The organism is Bordetella flabilis (assembly GCF_001676725.1).
Classification (GTDB): Bacteria; Pseudomonadota; Gammaproteobacteria; order Burkholderiales; family Burkholderiaceae_B; genus Bordetella_C; species Bordetella_C flabilis.
The window spans coordinates 3,795,286-3,810,654 of sequence record NZ_CP016172.1; the positions used below are offsets into that span (position 1 = coordinate 3,795,286).

Below are 15,369 nucleotides of genomic sequence, written 5' to 3' on the forward strand. Positions count from 1 at the left end.
GATCATTTTCTCCTGGAAGGCCGCGATTCCTTTGGCCACGTCCCGTGGCTGCGGGCATGACGCGGCCCATCATTTCCCCGCCGGCGGTGAAAGTCTTAGCTGACTCCACCGGTTTTTCACAGCGAGAGCTGCGCAGATGATGGCGTCCATGACGAGCCCAGCCCGTCGACCTGCATCCGGATGCCACTTCATCTTCAAGGAAATCGCCATGGACTACTTCACCGCCGCCCAGAACCGCTACACCACCAAAGCCTACGACACGTCGCGCAAGATCCCGCAGGCGCAGATCGATGGACTGCTGGAAGCCTTGCGCCAGAGCCCCTCGTCGGTGAACTCCCAGCCATGGCATTTCATCATCGCATCGGACGATGCGGGCAAGGCCAGGATCGCCAAAGCGGCGCAAGGCCCCTATGGCTACAACGCGCCCAAGATAATGGATGCCTCGCACGTTATCGTGTTCGCGGCCGCCACCGACATTACCGCCGCCCATCTCGAAGCGGTCCTGCAACGGGAGGACCGGGATGGCCGTTTCCGCGTCGCGGGCGCCAGGGAAGGCCAGGACAAGGCGCGGAAATCATTCATCGACCTGCACCGCTACGAGCAGAAGGATCTGCAGCACTGGATGGAGAAGCAGGTGTACCTGGCGCTGGGCACCGTCATGGCCGGCGCCCCGACGCTGGGCATTGATACCACGCCCATGGAAGGCTTCGACTTCCGCCTGCTGGATGCGGAACTCGGGCTGAGGGAGCAGGGTTACACCAGCGTTGTGCTGCTTTCACTGGGCTACCACGGCGAAAAGGATTTCAACGCCCGCCTTCCCAAGTCTCGCCTGCCACGCGCGGACATCATGACCTTCCTCTGACCGCCAAGACGCCGGCTGCACACGCAGCCAGGCTGCGCCGGCCGCCGCGTGCCGGCGTCCGTGCGGACGGCCGCGGCGGCGAGCCCCGGACCTAAGCGCTTCAGGTTGGGGAGCCAGCCTTGGTTTCCGCGGACTCCAGCACGTTGATGCGCGCCTCGAGTTGGGTCAGCTGGCTGGCCAGCTGGTCGGCCCGCGCGATGGTGCGCGCCAGCAGTTCGGCCTGCACATCGAACTCCTCGCGGGTCACCAGGTCCAGGCGCGAAAAGCCCTGCGTCAACATGGCCCGCACATTGCGTTCAATGTCCGCGGCCGGGCTGCGGGCGATGAGGTCGGAAATATTCTTCTGCAGGTCTTCCATCCATTGCGTCGCGTTCATGGCTTTCTCACAGGAGGTCTGAACAGGCTCCAGTGTAGCCTCCCGCCCGCCTCGGCCATTCGGATGAGAAAACCCGTCGGGGCCGACGCTGCCTCCGCCGCAAGGCGCGGCCCTTCACCTGCACGCACCCGGTTATGCACCAATCCTGGGCGCGCCACTTTACGGTGCGCACTTTCCTGGTGCGCACCTCCCCGCCGCCTGGCCCTGCCCCGCCCGTAGAGCCCGCCTTTCCTGGCCGAAAAACATGGCATCGATCTTGCTTTAGACGCAGGGCCAACGTGCAACCATGAGAGGAACAAGCCATGAAACTCATCATCGCCATCATCAAGCCATTCAAGCTCGACGAGGTGCGGGTGGCTCTGTCCGGAATCGGCGTCCAAGGACTCACCGTTACGGAGGTCAAGGGATTCGGACGGCAGAAAGGCCATACCGAACTCTATCGCGGCGCTGAATATGCCGTGGACTTCCTGCCCAAGCTGCGCGTGGAAGCCGCGGTGCCGGACAACCTGGTCGAACAAGCCATCGAGACCATCGAACAGGCCGCCCGTACGGGAAAGATCGGCGACGGCAAGATCTTCGTCGCCCCGCTCGAACAAGTCATTCGCATCCGCACGGGCGAAGCTGGTGAAGCGGCACTGTAAATACAAATAAAGACGCTATTGGAGCCATTAGAAATGGATAAAGCAGATATCTCGTGGATGCTGGTCTCGACACTGCTCGTGTTGATGATGGCAGTACCCGGCCTGGCGCTGTTCTACGGCGGGCTGGTACGGAGCAAGAACGTATTGTCCGTCCTGATGCAGGTCATGGGGACCTTCGTCGTGGGCCTGGTGCTGTGGTTCATCTACGGTTATTCGCTTGCCTTCACCGAAGGCAATTCCTTCTTCGGTGGTTTCTCTCGCGTGTTCTTTTCCGGCATGTTCTCTCCGGCCGACGGCAAGTACGGCATGTCCGGATCGCTGACCGAAATCCTGTTCGCGTCGTTCCAGGCGACGTTCGCCGGCATCACCTGCGCCCTGATCGTGGGCAGCTTCGCCGAACGGGCACGCTTTTCGGCAGTGCTCGTTTTCACCGTCATCTGGTTCACCTTCGCCTATGTGCCCATCGCGCATATGGTGTGGTTCGCCTCCCCGACCGCGCCTGGGCTGATGAACGCCAAGGGCGCCCTGGACTTCGCCGGCGGCACGGTGGTGCACATCAACGCGGGGATCGCCGGCCTGGTCGGCGCCTACGTGATCGGCAAGCGCGTGGGCTATGGCCGTGAAGCCATGCAGCCGCACAACCTGCCCATGACCATGATCGGCGCCTCGCTGCTCTGGGTGGGCTGGTTCGGCTTCAACGCGGGTTCCTCGCTGATGGCCAACGAGCAAGCCACGCTGGCCTTCTTCAATACCATGATCGCCACCGCCGCCGCGGTGCTGGCCTGGGTGTTCACCGAATGGGCCATCAAGGGCAAGCCGTCCATGCTGGGCGCCGCCTCCGGTGCGGTGGCCGGCCTGGTCGGCATCACACCGGCCGCCGGCCTGGTCGGCATGGTGGGCGCCTTCGTCATCGGCATTGCCGCCGGCGTGATCTGCGTGTGGGGCGTGAACGGCCTGAAGCGCATCCTGAAGGCGGACGACGCGCTGGACGTGTTCGGCGTGCACGGCGTGGGCGGCATTATCGGCGCCCTGCTGACCGGCGTGTTCAACGCCCAGGCGCTGGGCGGCCCGGGCCTGAAGACCGCCGCCGAGATCGGCGGCCAGGTATGGGTACAACTGGAAGGTGTCCTGCTGACCATCGTGTGGTCCGGCGTGGTGGCCTGGATCGCATACAAAATCGCCGACATGGTGTGCGGCCTGCGTGTGCCGGAAGATGTCGAGCGCGAAGGCCTGGATATCACCTGCCACGGCGAATCGGCGTACCACAGCTGATCCTGGCATCACCCGTCCGGTGAAAAGGCGCTCCGATCGGAGCGCCTTTCATTTTTGGCAAACGGTCAGGACGATCTGGCGTAGCCAGCGGTGCGCGGGGTCGGCGTGGACGCGCGGGTGCCAGATGGCGGAAACCTCGATCTCCGGCGTTCGCACCGGAAGATCGAAATGCCGAAGGCCCGCGCCGCCCTCGTCATCGCGGCGTGACGCATCATCAAGGCAGGAATGCGGGATGAGCCCCACCAGATCGGTGTGGCGAGCGATCCGCACTGCATCAGCGTAGGTGGGCACGACCATGGCGATGATCCTGTTCAGGCCCGCCTTCGCCAAGGCGTCGTCGACCGGGCCGAGAAACTCCCGTTTACGTGATACGACCACGTGCCTGCAGCCCGCATAACGCTTCGCCGTCACCCCCCGTTTGGTCAAAACGGGATGACCCGAACGGCAAATGCCGACGAACCTATCGCGAAAAAGCAGCCGGGTCTGCAACTCCGGCGCGCTAGTACCGAGCACGCCGATTTCCAGGTCGATGATGCCATCCCGCAGCGGCTGCGCGTCCTTGTCGGGCTTGGGGACGAACTGCAGGCGGACATGGGGCGCGGCCTGACCGAGCGCCGCCATCAGCGGGGCCCCCATCCGTTCGATGAAGCCGTCGTTGGCGCGAATCACGAATGTCCGTTCGAGCCTGGCAAGGTCCAGGCTGCCGCCGGACGGCTGAAGAACAGCCCGGGCATCGCGCGCAAGCGCATGGACGCGTTCAGCGATATCTTCGGCATGCGGGGTGGGAACGAGCATGCGGCCCGCCTGCACGAGCAGCTTGTCCCCCGTCACCGTGCGCAGGCGGGAGAGTGTCCGGCTCATGGCCGAGGCGCTCAGCCCAAGTCGGCGCGCTGCCTTCGTCACGCTGCGCTCGGTGAGCAGCGCATCCAGCGAAGTGATGAGATTCAGGTCCGGTTGCTGCATGGTTGTTCCGCCTCCCGACATTGCGAACCATGGCGTTTGGTGCAATGGATTATTGCATCTCGTGCGTCTGGTGCAACCGTAGGGGTCCGGCCAAAATCGCATCTGTTCCTACCCGAAGAAAGGTTGCATCCTTATGGTCACCCCTGTCAGCAGTCGCCTCGCGCCCTCGATTTTGCTCGTTGGCGCATCGCGCGGCCTTGGCTATGCCATGGCCGTCGAATTTCTGAAGAAGGGATGGCATGTCGTCGGCACGGTGCGCGACAACGCCAGAAACGCGCTGCACGAACTGGCCTTCGAACAGCCGGGGCGCGTCGAGATCGAGTGTCTCGACATAACGAAATCCGGCGAGATTGCCGGGCTGCGCGATCGCCTTTCGCCCCGCCGCTTCGACATCCTGTTCGTGAACGCCGGCACCGCGAACCGCAATCAGCACGAAACCATCGCGGAAGTGTCCACGGACGAGTTCGTGCGCGTGATGGTCACGAATGCCCTCGGCCCGATGCGCGTCGTCGAAGCGTTGGAGGATCTCGTCACCGCCGATGGCCTGATCGGCGTCATGTCGTCCGGACAAGGCAGCGTGAGCAACAACGAAAACGGCGGACATGAGGTCTATCGAGGCAGCAAGTCGGCGCTGAACCAGTACATGCGAAGCTACGCGGCGCGCCGGGCCGGGAGTTCGCGCGCGCTGGCGCTGATCGCTCCGGGCTGGGTGCGCACCGAACTGGGCGGCCCGGACGCGCCGCTCAGCGTGGAAGAAAGCATTCCCGGTGTCGTCGACGTACTTCTCTCGAAAAGAAGGAGGCCCGGCCTGGAATATCTCGACCGCATGGGCCGCACCGTGCCGTGGTGACGCGCTACGAACGGAATGAAGGGATCAAAGCGCCTCCACGGCCTCCAGCACCTTGCCGAAGAAGTCGTTCGCATATGCGGAATCCAGCCATCGCACCACGACCACCATGCGGCGTTCGGGCTCGACCCAGGTGAATGAACTGCCCGCCCCGATGCCGAAGTAGCTGGACGCCGGCACGCTCGGAAACACCGTGCGCTCATGGTTGAGCCAGATCAGGAAGCCGTAGTACGGGGCAATGGCGCAAGGCGTGCGCATGGCCTGTATCCACTCCCGCGATAGCACCTGCCGCCCGTTGGCGCTCCCGTTCTGGGCCAGCATGCGGCCGATCAGGGCCTGATCGTTGCTGCCGATGGACATGCCCCCGCCCCAGTGGGAGCCGCCAGGGACCGACTGCATGCGTTTGCCGTCGATCTCCACCCAGGCATTGTCGTAGCCCACCCATTGCCAATCCTCGCTGCAGCCCGCAGGGCGCGTGATCGCTTCGCGGAATACCTCCGGCAAGGGACGCCGGAACAGATGCAGCAATGCGAACGACAGCTGGTTGATGCGGACGTCGTTGTACTCCCAGTACGTGCCGGGCGCCTGCAATGGACGCGCATCCCCCTTCTTGCCCCCCGGGGGTTTCGCGAACGTCACCGCACGGTAGCGGTCCACCTGGTCCGGCACGCCGAAACGTTCGCCCTCCCATTCGCTGGTCTGCTGCAGCAACTGGCGCCAGGTGATCTCGGCATTGCGCCCCGCGTCGAAGCCTATACCCGGCACCCGCGCACGCACCGGCTCGTCCAGGTCGGGCAGCAGGCCGCGGTCGTGCGCGACCCCGGCGACCAGGGCCAGGTACATCTTGGCGACGCTGAAGGTCAGGTCGGCCCGCGCGGGCTCGCCCCAGGACGCGACGGTGCGGCCATCCAGTACCACCGTGCCCGATACAGGACCGCGGTCGTGCACGGGGCCCAGCAAGCGGTTCCAGGGCGGCGGATCGTTCTGGTGAACGCCCCAGACGCCGCCGACACTGCGGTCCCACGCCGTTTCATGGGCGTTGGCGAAGGCTATGGCTTCCTGCATGAGCGGACTCGGCATGGCGATACCTTGGATGGGGAAAAAGTTATGGGGAGATGCGTGACGTTGGAAGAGGAAGCATCCGGCGCGACCGGTCTTCAGGGAAAACATGGATGGGTGCGCCGATACCGCTGGTATACAAATGGCGGCATCACTCTATCCCATTGTTCCGGCACGGTGATTTAGGGCATTCCCGGTGGCAAGTCAACCCGTAACGGCACTGCCCAGCCGGGGCGCCGGGCGCAGCAACGATATCGATACACGCAGCACCGCAGCATCTCGTCCCATCCGTTTGGTACAGCCAGGAGCTTACATGGTTGATCGTCGCGCTGTTACCGTTGCACCGCTGTTGGCCCGCTCCGCCAGTTTGCGCTCCTGCGCTGGGGCCGCGTCGCGGCCACCCGGCGTGCAAGGGAGGTTCAGGGCCATGGCAGCCGGCCTGCTGGCCGCGGCGCTGGCCCTGTCGACGGTGCCCGCGTGGGCCGGCAAGAAGGACGACACCCTGCGCATGGCGTATGACCAGGCGCCCGAGAGCGTAGATCCCTATTTCAACAACGTCCGCATCGGCGTGATCATCGCCGCCAATGTGTGGGACACCTTGCTGTATCGGGATCCGCTGACCAACGAGTACAAGGGCCAGTTGGCCGAAAGCTGGAAACAGATCGATGACAAGACGATCGAGTTCGAGCTGCGCAAGGGCATCAAGTTCCATAACGGCGAGCCCTTCGACGCGGACTCGGTCGTCTACACCCTGACGTTCGTGTCCGACCCCAAGAACAAGGCCACGACGCAGCAGAACGTACGCTGGATCGAGCGCGTCGAGAAAATCGACCCGTACAAGGTGCGCATCGTCACCAAGGAGCCGTTCCCAGCCGCCAAGGAATATCTGTCCACGACCGTGGCCATCCATCCCGCCAGGTATTACAAGGAAGTCGGCCCCAGCGGAATGAACGCCAAGCCGGTGGGCACGGGGCCCTACAAGGTCGTCGACTACCAGCCCGGCAAGTCCATCACGCTGGAACGCAACGCCGATTACTTCAAGGCATCGCCGAAGACCCAGCCCAGGATCGGCAAAGTGGTGATCCGCTTTATCCCGGACCGCCAGACGCAGATGGCCGAAGTGATTTCCGGCCAGGAAGACCTGATCATGCATGTGCCGAAGGACCAGGCGGAGCAACTGGCCAGCATGCCGAACCTGCAGGTCGTCAGCGGCAACACGATGCGTATCGTGTTCATGCAGATGAACATCCTGCCGAATACGCCCGCGCCGCAACTGAAGGACGAAAGGGTGCGCAAGGCCATCGCGCACGCCATCGACCGCGACGCCATCGTCAAGAATATCGTGGGCGGCGACGCGCGGATCCTGAACACGATCTGCACGCCCTCCCAGGTGGGCTGCACGGACAAGGGGGCGACGGTCTACAACTACGATCCCGCCCTGTCCAAGAAGCTGCTGGCCGAGGCGGGATACCCGAACGGGTTCGACATCGACATCGTCGCCTATCGCGAGCGCAACCAGACCGAAGCCATCATCAATTACCTGCGCGCGGTCGGGATCCGTGCCAAGCTGAATTTCCTGCAGTACGCCGCCATGCGCGACATGATCCGTGCCGGCAAGGCGGCGCTGACGCACCAGACGTGGGGCTCCAACCTCGTGAACGACGTGTCCGCATCCACGCCGGTGTACTTCGCCTTCGGGTCCGACGACGTCACGCACGATGCGAAGGTCAAGGAGTTGCTGGACCTGGGTGACCGCACCATAGACAGCGCCAAGCGTAACGAAGCCTACCGCCAGGCGCTCGACCTGATCGCACAACATGCCTATGCCGTGCCCTTGTGGTCGCTGCCGGTCTATTACGTCGCCAGCAATGAAGTCAGCTTCAGGCCCTACCCCGACGAGCTGCTGCGGTTCTGGGAGATGAGCTGGAAATAGCGGCCAAGGTGACCCTATGCTCGGATTCACGATCAGAAGGCTGGGCCTGGCCATACTGGTGGCCCTGACCGTCTCCGTCCTGGCCTTCATGCTGCTGCACCTGTCCGGCGATCCGGCCATCGCGCTGGCCGGGGAAGGCGCGCGGCAGGCGGACATCGACATGATACGCAAGGCCTACGGCCTGGACCGCCCCGTCGTCGTCCAGTACGCCGACTGGCTGTGGTCCATCGTGCGTGGCCATTTCGGGACCTCGGTGTACTTCAAGACGGACGCCGGCCCGCTTATCCTGTCCAAGCTCAAGACCACCCTGATGCTGGGTGTGTGTTCCCTGGGCGTCGCGCTGCTTATCTCGGTCCCTTTCGGCGTGCTCGCGGCGCTCTACAAACACAGTATCGTCGACCGCATCTGCCTGGCGGTGGCGGTACTGGGCCAGGCACTGCCGAACTTCTTCTTCGCCTTGCTGCTGATCATGCTGTTCTCGATCAGCCTGCGCGTGCTCCCGGTTTCCGGCAGCGGTACCTGGAAGCACCTGGTCATGCCATCCATCGCGCTGGGGTATTACGTCGCCCCCGCCTTCATGCGCCTCATCCGCGCCGGCATGATCGAAGTCCTGGAGGCCGACTACATCCGCACCGCACGCGCCAAGGGCCTGCCGGCCAGCAAGGTCATCTTCAAGCACGCGCTGCGCAACGCGATCGTTCCGGTGGTCGCGCTGGCGGCCGTGCAACTGGGTTTCCTGCTCGGCGGTTCCGTTGTCATCGAGACCATCTTCGCGCTCGACGGCCTGGGCTATCTGGCTTACCAGAGCATCACGTTCAAGGACTATCCCGTCATGCAGCTCATCGTCCTGCTGCTGTCCGTGATCTATGTATTGCTGACGCTGGCGGCCGACATCGCCAACGCCTGGCTCGACCCCCGCATACGGGTGTCCTGAGGATGGTCATGCGCACCCTGCCCACCCTGCCCGCCGTGGCGGAGGTTCCCCCGGTCGCCGCGGCGGTCGCCCCCGCGCCTTTGCGGTGGCGCAGGCTGCGTCGCAATACGGCCCTCCTGCTGGGGGGCGGCATCCTGCTACTCATCGTCCTGGTCGCGCTTTTCGCGCCATGGCTGTCTCCGCACGATCCCTATGCGCAGAACCTGGCAGCGCGCTCCGTGCCGCCGGTGTGGTATCCCAAGGGCTCCTGGGCGCATCCCTTCGGCACCGACCCGCTGGGGCGCGACTACCTGTCGCGCCTGTTCTATGGCGCACGCATCTCCTTGCTGATCGGGGTGTCTGTCGCCGCCATATCGGGCTTGATCGGCACGACCCTGGGCATGGCGGCCGGCTACTTCGGCGGCAAGGTGGACATGGCCGTGTCCTTCCTGGTCTCGACGCGTCTGTCGATGCCGGTCATCCTGGTGGCGCTGGCCACCGTCGCCATTCTGGGCGGTTCGCTGTGGGTGGTGATCGGGGTGCTGGGCCTGCTCAAGTGGGACCGCTTCGCCGTCGTCATGCGCAGCGCCACGCAGCAGGTCCGCGCGCTCGAATACGTAGCCGCGGCGCAGGCCGCGGGAGCCTCCACGTGGCGCATCGTGCGCGGCGAAGTGCTGCCCAATGTGGTTCCGCACCTGATCGTCATCGCGACGCTCGAAGCCGCCAGCGCCATCCTCCTGGAAGCGGCGCTGTCCTTCCTGGGACTGGGCGTGCAGCCCCCCACGCCATCGTGGGGACTGATGATCTCGGAAGCCAAGGCCTATATGTTCTTCTCCTTCTGGCTGATCGCCATCCCCGGCACGGCGCTGGCGGTGCTGATCTTCGCCATCAACCTCGCCGGCGACGGCCTGCACCAGTTGCTGACTCCCGGGGACAGGACCTGAGCATGCGCGCGGACGATGTGGTTCTGGACGTACAAGGCCTGCACGTGGATATCGATACCCCGCGCGGTCCGCTGCACGCGGTGCGCGATGTTTCGTTCCAGGTCGCCCGCGGCGAAACGCTGTGCATCGTGGGTGAATCCGGTTGCGGCAAGTCCATGACTTCGCTTGCCATCATGGGCCTGCTGCCCAAGGCCGCCAGGCGCCGCGCGCGCCGGCTCGCCGTACTGGGCCAGGACATCGCCTCCCTGCGCGGCAATCAGGTGAACGCACTGCGCGGCGACAAGATGGCGATGATCTTCCAGGAGCCGATGACTGCGCTCAATCCCGCCTACACCATCGGCGACCAGTTGACGGAGCACTACGTGTACCATCGCCGCGCCACGCAGGCACAGGCGCGCGATCGGGCCGTGGCGTTGCTGGACAAGGTCGGCATCGCTTCGGCGGGACAACGCCTGGGCCAGTACCCGCACCAGTTATCCGGCGGACTGCGCCAGCGCGTCATGATCGCCATGGCCTTGATGTGCGGGCCGGAGCTGCTGATCGCGGACGAACCCAGCACCGCCCTGGACGTGACCATCCAGGCGCAGATCCTGCGTCTGCTGGCCGACCTGCAAGCCGAACTGGGCATCGCCATGGTGCTGATCACCCACGACCTCGGCGTGGTCGCGCGCATCGCCCGCAAGGTGGCGGTGATGTACGCCGGCCAGATCGTGGAGGAAGGCGCCGTCGACGCGATTTTCCGCGCCCCGCGCCATCCTTATACGCAGGGCCTGCTGGACTGTATTCCGGTGCCCGGGCGCACGGCGCCGGGACAGCACCTGGGGACAATTCCGGGCGTCGTGCCAGCCTTGCTCGGCGACCTCCATGGCTGCGCCTTCCGCGACCGCTGCCCCCATGCCCAGGCCATTTGCGCCGAATCCATACCGGTCCATCGAGACGAACAGCAGGCATGGCGTTGCATCCGAACGACCGAAGGAGCTTACGCATCGCCATGACGCCCCTCATCCAGGCCCAGGCCGTTACGCGCAGCTATTCCGTCAACGCGGGCCTGTTCCGGCCCAAACGCACCTTGCAAGCTGTCAACGGCGTCGATCTTGCCGTCCACCGCGGCGGCGTTCTGGGCATTGTGGGGGAGTCCGGCTGCGGCAAGTCGACGCTCGCCCGCATGCTGCTGGGATTGATCCCGCCTACCCAAGGGACGATCACGATGGACGGCACCGATATTTCGCAGATGCCGCGCCGCAAACTGGCACGCCGCGTACAGCCGGTTTTCCAGGACCCGTACTCGTCCTTGAACCCCCGGCGCTCCATCGCCTCCATCGTATCGCTGCCCCTGGAGGTGCATGGGATCGACAACCCCGGACAACGCAAGGCCATCGACATGCTGGAGCGTGTCGGCTTGCCGGCTCGCCTGGCGAACAACACCCCGGGGCAGTTGTCGGGCGGACAACGCCAGCGCGTCGCCATCGCGCGCGCGCTGGTCATGAATCCGGAAGTGGTGATCTGTGACGAGCCGACGTCGGCGCTGGATGTCTCGGTGCAGGCGCAGATCATGAACCTCCTGATGGATCTGCGCCGCGAGTTCAACCTGACCTACGTGTTCATCAGCCACAACCTGGCGGTGGTAGAACATATCGCCACCGAAGTCGCAGTGATGTATCTGGGCCGGATCGTGGAGGCCGGCCCCGCCGCGGAGGTCTTTCGGCGGCCGCGCCACCCGTATACACAGGCCCTGCTCGCGTCGGTGCTGACGCCTGAGCCGGGCCTGGGGATTCCCGACATGGGCCTGGGCTTGTCCTTCCCCGATCCGGTGAATCCACCGTCCGGCTGCCCCTTCCACCCTCGCTGCAGCCATGCCATGCCGGTATGCGCCACGCGCCGGCCCGCGCTGCTGCCGCGCGAACAGGCTCTTGTCGCCTGCCACCTGTATGACGAACCCGCGCAACAGTGACGGGGCGCGCCATGCGGCCACCGTGTCGCCGGGACCGGCGGACGAGGGGTCAGGACTGCTGCAGCGAAATAAGATCGACGGGCAGCGCGCGATTCAAGACGGCCGCGACCTTCACCCGAAGCGCATTCGAATGGGCACGGCGCACTTCGCGCTTGACGTCCAGGAGTTGCTGCGGGTGCATGGAGAATTCGGTCAGGCCCAGTCCGAGCAGCAGGCGGGTAAGCGTGGCATCGCCCGCCATCTCGCCGCAAACCGCGACCGGCTTGCCGGCCCGTTCGCCAGCATTGATGGTGTTGGCGACCAGGCGCAACACCGCGGGATGCAGCGGGTCGTACAAGGGAGCCACCTGCGCGTCGCCCCGGTCGATGGCCAGCGTGTACTGGATCAGGTCGTTCGTGCCTATGGACAGGAAGTCCAGCGCCTGCGCGAAGGGCTCGATGGCGATGGCGATGGCGGGTATCTCCACCATGGCGCCGAGTTCGATATGCGCGGCATACGGCTGCCCGCGGGCGTCGAGCTCGCGGCGCGCCGCGTCCAGTGCCAGGCGCGTGGCGGCGACCTCGTGCATGTGCGCGATCATGGGGATCAGCACCCGCACCGGTCCGTGCGCGGACGCCCTCAGGATCGCCCGCAACTGCGTACCGAACATCTCCGGCCGCGCCAGGCAATAGCGGATGGCGCGCTGCCCCAGCGCCGGATTGGTCGCCACGGTGGCTTCGCCGTCCAGCGTCTTGTCGGCCCCGATGTCCAGGGTCCGGATGGTGACAGGCCTGCCGGCCATGACTTTCACCACCGCGGAATAGGCCAGGTACTGCTCTTCTTCGCCAGGCAGGTCCGGGCGGCCCATGAACAGGAATTCGCTGCGGAACAGGCCGATGCCTTGCGCTCCCGCGGCCAGCGCCAGTTCGGCTTCGTCGGGCAGCTCGATGTTCGCGTGCATGACGATGCCGATGCCGTCCAGCGTGATCGCCGGCTCGTCGCGCAGCAGCGCCAGCTCCGCGCGCTCGTCTGCATAGGCGCGCTGGCGTTGCCGGTACTCTTCGAGGATGGCCGGCGAGGGATTGACGATGACCGCGCCGGCGCCACCGTCGACCACCAGCATGTCGCCGTCGCGCACCAGCTCGCGCACATTGCCCAGCGCCACCACGGCGGGCACGCCCATGCTGCGCGCCACGATGGCGGTATGGGAAGTGGCGCCGCCCAGGTCCGTGACGAAGGCGAGGAAACGCCCGCCACGCAAGCGCAGCATGTCGGCGGGCGAAATATCGTGCGCCACCACGACCAGCGGATCGTCGCCGTCCACCCGGCTGGCGTCAGGAATACCTGATGTCCCCACCAGCACGTGGAGCACCCGTTCGATCACCTGGCGCACATCCGCGCCGCGTTCGCGCAGATACTCGTCCTCCATGGCCTCGAACTGCTCGCCCAGGATCTGGCCTTGCATGGTCAACGCCCATTCGGCGTTGTAGTGGCGTTCCGTAATGAGCGCCAGCGCCTGTTCGGCAAGCAGCGGATCGGCCAGCAACAGGCCATGCACGTTCAGCATGGCGCCCAGCTCGCGCGGCGCATCGTCCGGCAGCGTATCGGCCATCTGCAGCAGATCGTCGCGGGCGGCCTGCAACGCCGCGGAAAGCCTGTCACGCTCGGCCTGGACGTCGTCCGGTGAAATCCGATAGTGCGCCACTTCCAGCGCCGCGGCGCCCATGACGACGGCCCGGCCGATGGCATAGCCACGCGCCACGCCCTGCCCATACAGGCAGATCACGGCATTGGCAGGGCTGCCCGCAGGAACGCGCTCGGCGACAGCAGCACCACTGGCCCCCGCGCGCGCGGGCCTGGGCTTGGCCTGCGCGGGAAGCGGCTTATTCGTGCTCACCAAATTTGCTGTCGAACAGGGATTCGATTTCCTTCAGCGCGCTCTCGGCGTCCGGACCGGAAGCATCCAGCTTTACCGTGACGCCCATGCCCGCCGCCAGCATCATGACGCCCATGATGCTTTTGGCGTTCACGCGTTGCGCGCCGCGCGAGATATAGATATCGCTATTGAATTTGCTGGCCAGCTGGGTGAGCTTGGCTGCGGCACGCGCGTGCAGACCGAGTTTATTGCTGATCGTGATTTCGGTATTAGGCATAAGGGAGGTCAGGCGCGGAACCGCTGGCGATGAAGGTGAAAGACCAGATGACATCATAGGATAAATTTGCCATTAGTCCACGCGCAACACGCCCTGTACACCTCCTGCCAAGGCCTTTTCCCGCGTCTCGACCAGCGGCAGGTTGCGGTAGGTCAGCGCGCGCAACAACATGGGGGTGTTCAGCCCGGCAAGCACCGCGCACTGCACCCCTTGAGCCTGCGCTTCGATCACCGCACGCTTGGCGATGTTCGCCGGCGTGGCGCCGACCAGGTCGGTCAGCACGAGCACGCCATTGCCGTCCTGCCCCAGACGCAGGATATCCGCCACCACGCCGGGCGTTTTCTCCTCCGGCATATCGGCGGCCAGGATATCGTGCACGGCCACCTCCTTGACGTTGCCCATTACGTGGCCGGCGCAATCCATCATCGCGGCGCCCAGCGGGGTATGAACGACAATGACGATGCCTGTCATAGGGGTCCGCTTACGCGGCCACCGCGCGTTCCAGCGCCTGAACGAACATGCCGGGCACATCGAAGCCGGTCTGCTCCGTGATCTCGACGAAGCAGGTCGGGCTGGTCACATTGACCTCGGTCACGTAGTCGCCGATGACGTCCAGACCGACCAACAGAAGGCCCCGTTCCGCAAGGCGCGGACCGATCGCCGCTGCGAGCTGTCGATCGCGGTCGGACAATGGTTGCGCCACGCCTCTACCGCCCGCCGCCAGGTTGCCGCGCGTTTCACCCGCAAGCGGGATACGCGCCAGTGCATAGGGAACGGCCTCGCCGCCGATCAGCAGGATACGCTTGTCGCCCTTGACGATGTCGGGGATATAACGCTGGGCCATGATGGTGCGCGTGCCGTCGTACGTCAGCGTTTCCAGAATGGCATTCAGGTTCGGCTCTTCCTGGCGCAGGCGGAAGATTCCGGTCCCGCCCATGCCATCCAGCGGCTTGACGATCACGTCGTGGTGACGTGCGTGGAAAGCCTTGATGCGCGCCATGTCGCGCGTCACGAGCGTGGGCGCCGTGAATTCGCTGAACTCGGTGATGGCGAGCTTTTCAGGGTGGTTGCGGATGGCGCCGCCATGGTTATAGACCCTGGCGCCTTGCGCCTGCCCGTATTCGAGCAGATGCGTGGCGTAGACGTATTCCATGTCGAAAGGAGGGTCCTTGCGCATCAAGACCGCGCCCAGGGCGGACAACGGTTGCTCCACCGCGTCGCCGGTTTCCTGCCACCATGCATGGCCATGCAGGTCCGCGTCCGGCACCAGCGAAACCGGCGTGGATTTCACCCGTACCTGGCCTTCCTCGATATAGAGATCGCCCTGGAGCGCTACGCTGAGGCTGTGGCCCCGCGCCACCAGCGCACGCATCATGGCAACAGAACTGTCCTTGTACGCCTTCAACAGCGGCAAGGGATCGATAATGAAAAGCACATGCATTGCGACACCCGGAACGTGCGCCGCCCTCCTTGCGG

At 65.0% G+C, this 15,369-nt stretch carries 16 protein-coding genes; 9 read left to right on the forward strand and 7 right to left on the reverse strand.

The features are described from left to right. The first annotated feature begins 208 nt into the window (after positions 1 to 208). Positions 209 to 862: an oxygen-insensitive NAD(P)H nitroreductase gene (gene nfsB, locus BAU07_RS16685; protein WP_066659720.1), complete on the forward strand. Its 654-nt coding sequence runs from the start codon at positions 209 to 211 to the stop codon at positions 860 to 862. Between the two features lie 100 nt (positions 863 to 962). Here nfsB and BAU07_RS16690 read toward each other — a convergent pair whose 3' ends face one another. Beyond that, the gene (locus tag BAU07_RS16690; RefSeq protein WP_066659722.1) at positions 963 to 1,238 is read right to left on the reverse strand and encodes an accessory factor UbiK family protein; all 276 of its coding nucleotides are present in this window, start codon (positions 1,236 to 1,238) and stop codon (positions 963 to 965) included. 302 nt (positions 1,239 to 1,540) lie between these two features. Here BAU07_RS16690 and BAU07_RS16695 point away from each other — a divergent pair, with 302 nt between their 5' ends. Continuing rightward, positions 1,541 to 1,879, forward strand: coding sequence for a P-II family nitrogen regulator (locus tag BAU07_RS16695; protein WP_066659724.1), 339 nt, complete (start codon positions 1,541 to 1,543; stop codon positions 1,877 to 1,879). A 33-nt stretch (positions 1,880 to 1,912) separates the two neighbouring features. After that, complete coding sequence (gene amt / locus BAU07_RS16700; RefSeq protein ID WP_066659726.1) at positions 1,913 to 3,151, forward strand: ammonium transporter; 1,239 nt, start codon at positions 1,913 to 1,915, stop codon at positions 3,149 to 3,151. A gap of 48 nt (positions 3,152 to 3,199) precedes the next feature. Here the strand turns inward: amt and BAU07_RS16705 are convergent, their stop codons facing one another. Continuing rightward, complete coding sequence (locus BAU07_RS16705; RefSeq protein WP_066659728.1) at positions 3,200 to 4,114, reverse strand: LysR substrate-binding domain-containing protein; 915 nt, start codon at positions 4,112 to 4,114, stop codon at positions 3,200 to 3,202. A gap of 133 nt (positions 4,115 to 4,247) precedes the next feature. Here BAU07_RS16705 and BAU07_RS16710 point away from each other — a divergent pair, with 133 nt between their 5' ends. Then, positions 4,248 to 4,964: an SDR family oxidoreductase gene (locus BAU07_RS16710; protein WP_066659729.1), complete on the forward strand. Its 717-nt coding sequence runs from the start codon at positions 4,248 to 4,250 to the stop codon at positions 4,962 to 4,964. A gap of 24 nt (positions 4,965 to 4,988) precedes the next feature. On the opposite strand, the gene BAU07_RS16715 is transcribed toward BAU07_RS16710, so the two are convergent. After that, the gene (locus tag BAU07_RS16715; protein ID WP_066665503.1) at positions 4,989 to 6,056 is read right to left on the reverse strand and encodes a serine hydrolase domain-containing protein; all 1,068 of its coding nucleotides are present in this window, start codon (positions 6,054 to 6,056) and stop codon (positions 4,989 to 4,991) included. Positions 6,057 to 6,447: 391 nt separating this feature from the next. Between BAU07_RS16715 and BAU07_RS16720 the strand changes: the two genes are divergently transcribed. Genes BAU07_RS16720 through BAU07_RS16740 form a run of 5 tightly spaced genes read left to right on the forward strand, consistent with a single transcriptional unit; the run spans position 6,448 to position 11,761 of the window. Continuing rightward, positions 6,448 to 7,953: an ABC transporter substrate-binding protein gene (locus tag BAU07_RS16720; protein WP_066659730.1), complete on the forward strand. Its 1,506-nt coding sequence runs from the start codon at positions 6,448 to 6,450 to the stop codon at positions 7,951 to 7,953. A 16-nt stretch (positions 7,954 to 7,969) separates the two neighbouring features. After that, complete coding sequence (locus tag BAU07_RS16725; RefSeq protein ID WP_066659735.1) at positions 7,970 to 8,887, forward strand: ABC transporter permease; 918 nt, start codon at positions 7,970 to 7,972, stop codon at positions 8,885 to 8,887. 8 nt (positions 8,888 to 8,895) lie between these two features. Beyond that, positions 8,896 to 9,810, forward strand: a complete 915-nt coding sequence (locus BAU07_RS16730) for an ABC transporter permease (RefSeq protein ID WP_232338147.1) — start codon at positions 8,896 to 8,898, stop codon at positions 9,808 to 9,810. Positions 9,811 to 9,812: 2 nt separating this feature from the next. Next, positions 9,813 to 10,805: an ABC transporter ATP-binding protein gene (locus BAU07_RS16735; RefSeq protein WP_066659739.1), complete on the forward strand. Its 993-nt coding sequence runs from the start codon at positions 9,813 to 9,815 to the stop codon at positions 10,803 to 10,805. Beyond that, the gene (locus BAU07_RS16740) at positions 10,802 to 11,761 is read left to right on the forward strand and encodes an ABC transporter ATP-binding protein (protein ID WP_066659741.1); all 960 of its coding nucleotides are present in this window, start codon (positions 10,802 to 10,804) and stop codon (positions 11,759 to 11,761) included. Before BAU07_RS16735 ends, BAU07_RS16740 begins: the two co-directional genes overlap by 4 nt. A 49-nt stretch (positions 11,762 to 11,810) precedes the next feature. Here BAU07_RS16740 and ptsP read toward each other — a convergent pair whose 3' ends face one another. From ptsP to gshB, 4 genes are all read right to left on the reverse strand, one after another. Continuing rightward, complete coding sequence (gene ptsP / locus BAU07_RS16745; protein WP_066665504.1) at positions 11,811 to 13,502, reverse strand: phosphoenolpyruvate--protein phosphotransferase; 1,692 nt, start codon at positions 13,500 to 13,502, stop codon at positions 11,811 to 11,813. Positions 13,503 to 13,623: 121 nt separating this feature from the next. After that, positions 13,624 to 13,893 carry an HPr family phosphocarrier protein gene (locus tag BAU07_RS16750; RefSeq protein ID WP_066659742.1) on the reverse strand — a complete coding sequence of 90 codons (270 nt, stop codon included), beginning with the start codon at positions 13,891 to 13,893 and terminating at the stop codon, positions 13,624 to 13,626. 72 nt (positions 13,894 to 13,965) lie between these two features. Continuing rightward, on the reverse strand, positions 13,966 to 14,364 hold the full coding sequence (locus BAU07_RS16755; protein ID WP_066659747.1) for a PTS sugar transporter subunit IIA: 399 nt from the start codon (positions 14,362 to 14,364) through the stop codon (positions 13,966 to 13,968). A 10-nt stretch (positions 14,365 to 14,374) separates the two neighbouring features. Next, positions 14,375 to 15,334, reverse strand: coding sequence for a glutathione synthase (gene gshB, locus BAU07_RS16760; protein WP_066659748.1), 960 nt, complete (start codon positions 15,332 to 15,334; stop codon positions 14,375 to 14,377). Positions 15,335 to 15,369 lie beyond the last annotated feature (35 nt).

Excerpts from the sequence above, each read along its gene's own strand:
- nfsB (WP_066659720.1), top strand. The coding sequence starts at position 209 with ATGGACTACTTCACCGCCGCCCAGAACCGCTACACCACCAAAGCCTAC.
- BAU07_RS16690 (WP_066659722.1), bottom strand. The coding sequence starts at position 1,238 with ATGAACGCGACGCAATGGATGGAAGACCTGCAGAAGAATATTTCCGAC.
- BAU07_RS16695 (WP_066659724.1), top strand. The coding sequence starts at position 1,541 with ATGAAACTCATCATCGCCATCATCAAGCCATTCAAGCTCGACGAGGTG.
- amt (WP_066659726.1), top strand. The coding sequence starts at position 1,913 with ATGGATAAAGCAGATATCTCGTGGATGCTGGTCTCGACACTGCTCGTG.
- BAU07_RS16705 (WP_066659728.1), bottom strand. The coding sequence starts at position 4,114 with ATGCAGCAACCGGACCTGAATCTCATCACTTCGCTGGATGCGCTGCTC.
- BAU07_RS16710 (WP_066659729.1), top strand. The coding sequence starts at position 4,248 with ATGGTCACCCCTGTCAGCAGTCGCCTCGCGCCCTCGATTTTGCTCGTT.
- BAU07_RS16720 (WP_066659730.1), top strand. The coding sequence starts at position 6,448 with ATGGCAGCCGGCCTGCTGGCCGCGGCGCTGGCCCTGTCGACGGTGCCC.
- BAU07_RS16725 (WP_066659735.1), top strand. The coding sequence starts at position 7,970 with ATGCTCGGATTCACGATCAGAAGGCTGGGCCTGGCCATACTGGTGGCC.
- BAU07_RS16730 (WP_232338147.1), top strand. The coding sequence starts at position 8,896 with ATGCGCACCCTGCCCACCCTGCCCGCCGTGGCGGAGGTTCCCCCGGTC.
- BAU07_RS16735 (WP_066659739.1), top strand. The coding sequence starts at position 9,813 with ATGCGCGCGGACGATGTGGTTCTGGACGTACAAGGCCTGCACGTGGAT.
- BAU07_RS16740 (WP_066659741.1), top strand. The coding sequence starts at position 10,802 with ATGACGCCCCTCATCCAGGCCCAGGCCGTTACGCGCAGCTATTCCGTC.
- BAU07_RS16750 (WP_066659742.1), bottom strand. The coding sequence starts at position 13,893 with ATGCCTAATACCGAAATCACGATCAGCAATAAACTCGGTCTGCACGCG.
- BAU07_RS16755 (WP_066659747.1), bottom strand. The coding sequence starts at position 14,364 with ATGACAGGCATCGTCATTGTCGTTCATACCCCGCTGGGCGCCGCGATG.
- gshB (WP_066659748.1), bottom strand. The coding sequence starts at position 15,334 with ATGCATGTGCTTTTCATTATCGATCCCTTGCCGCTGTTGAAGGCGTAC.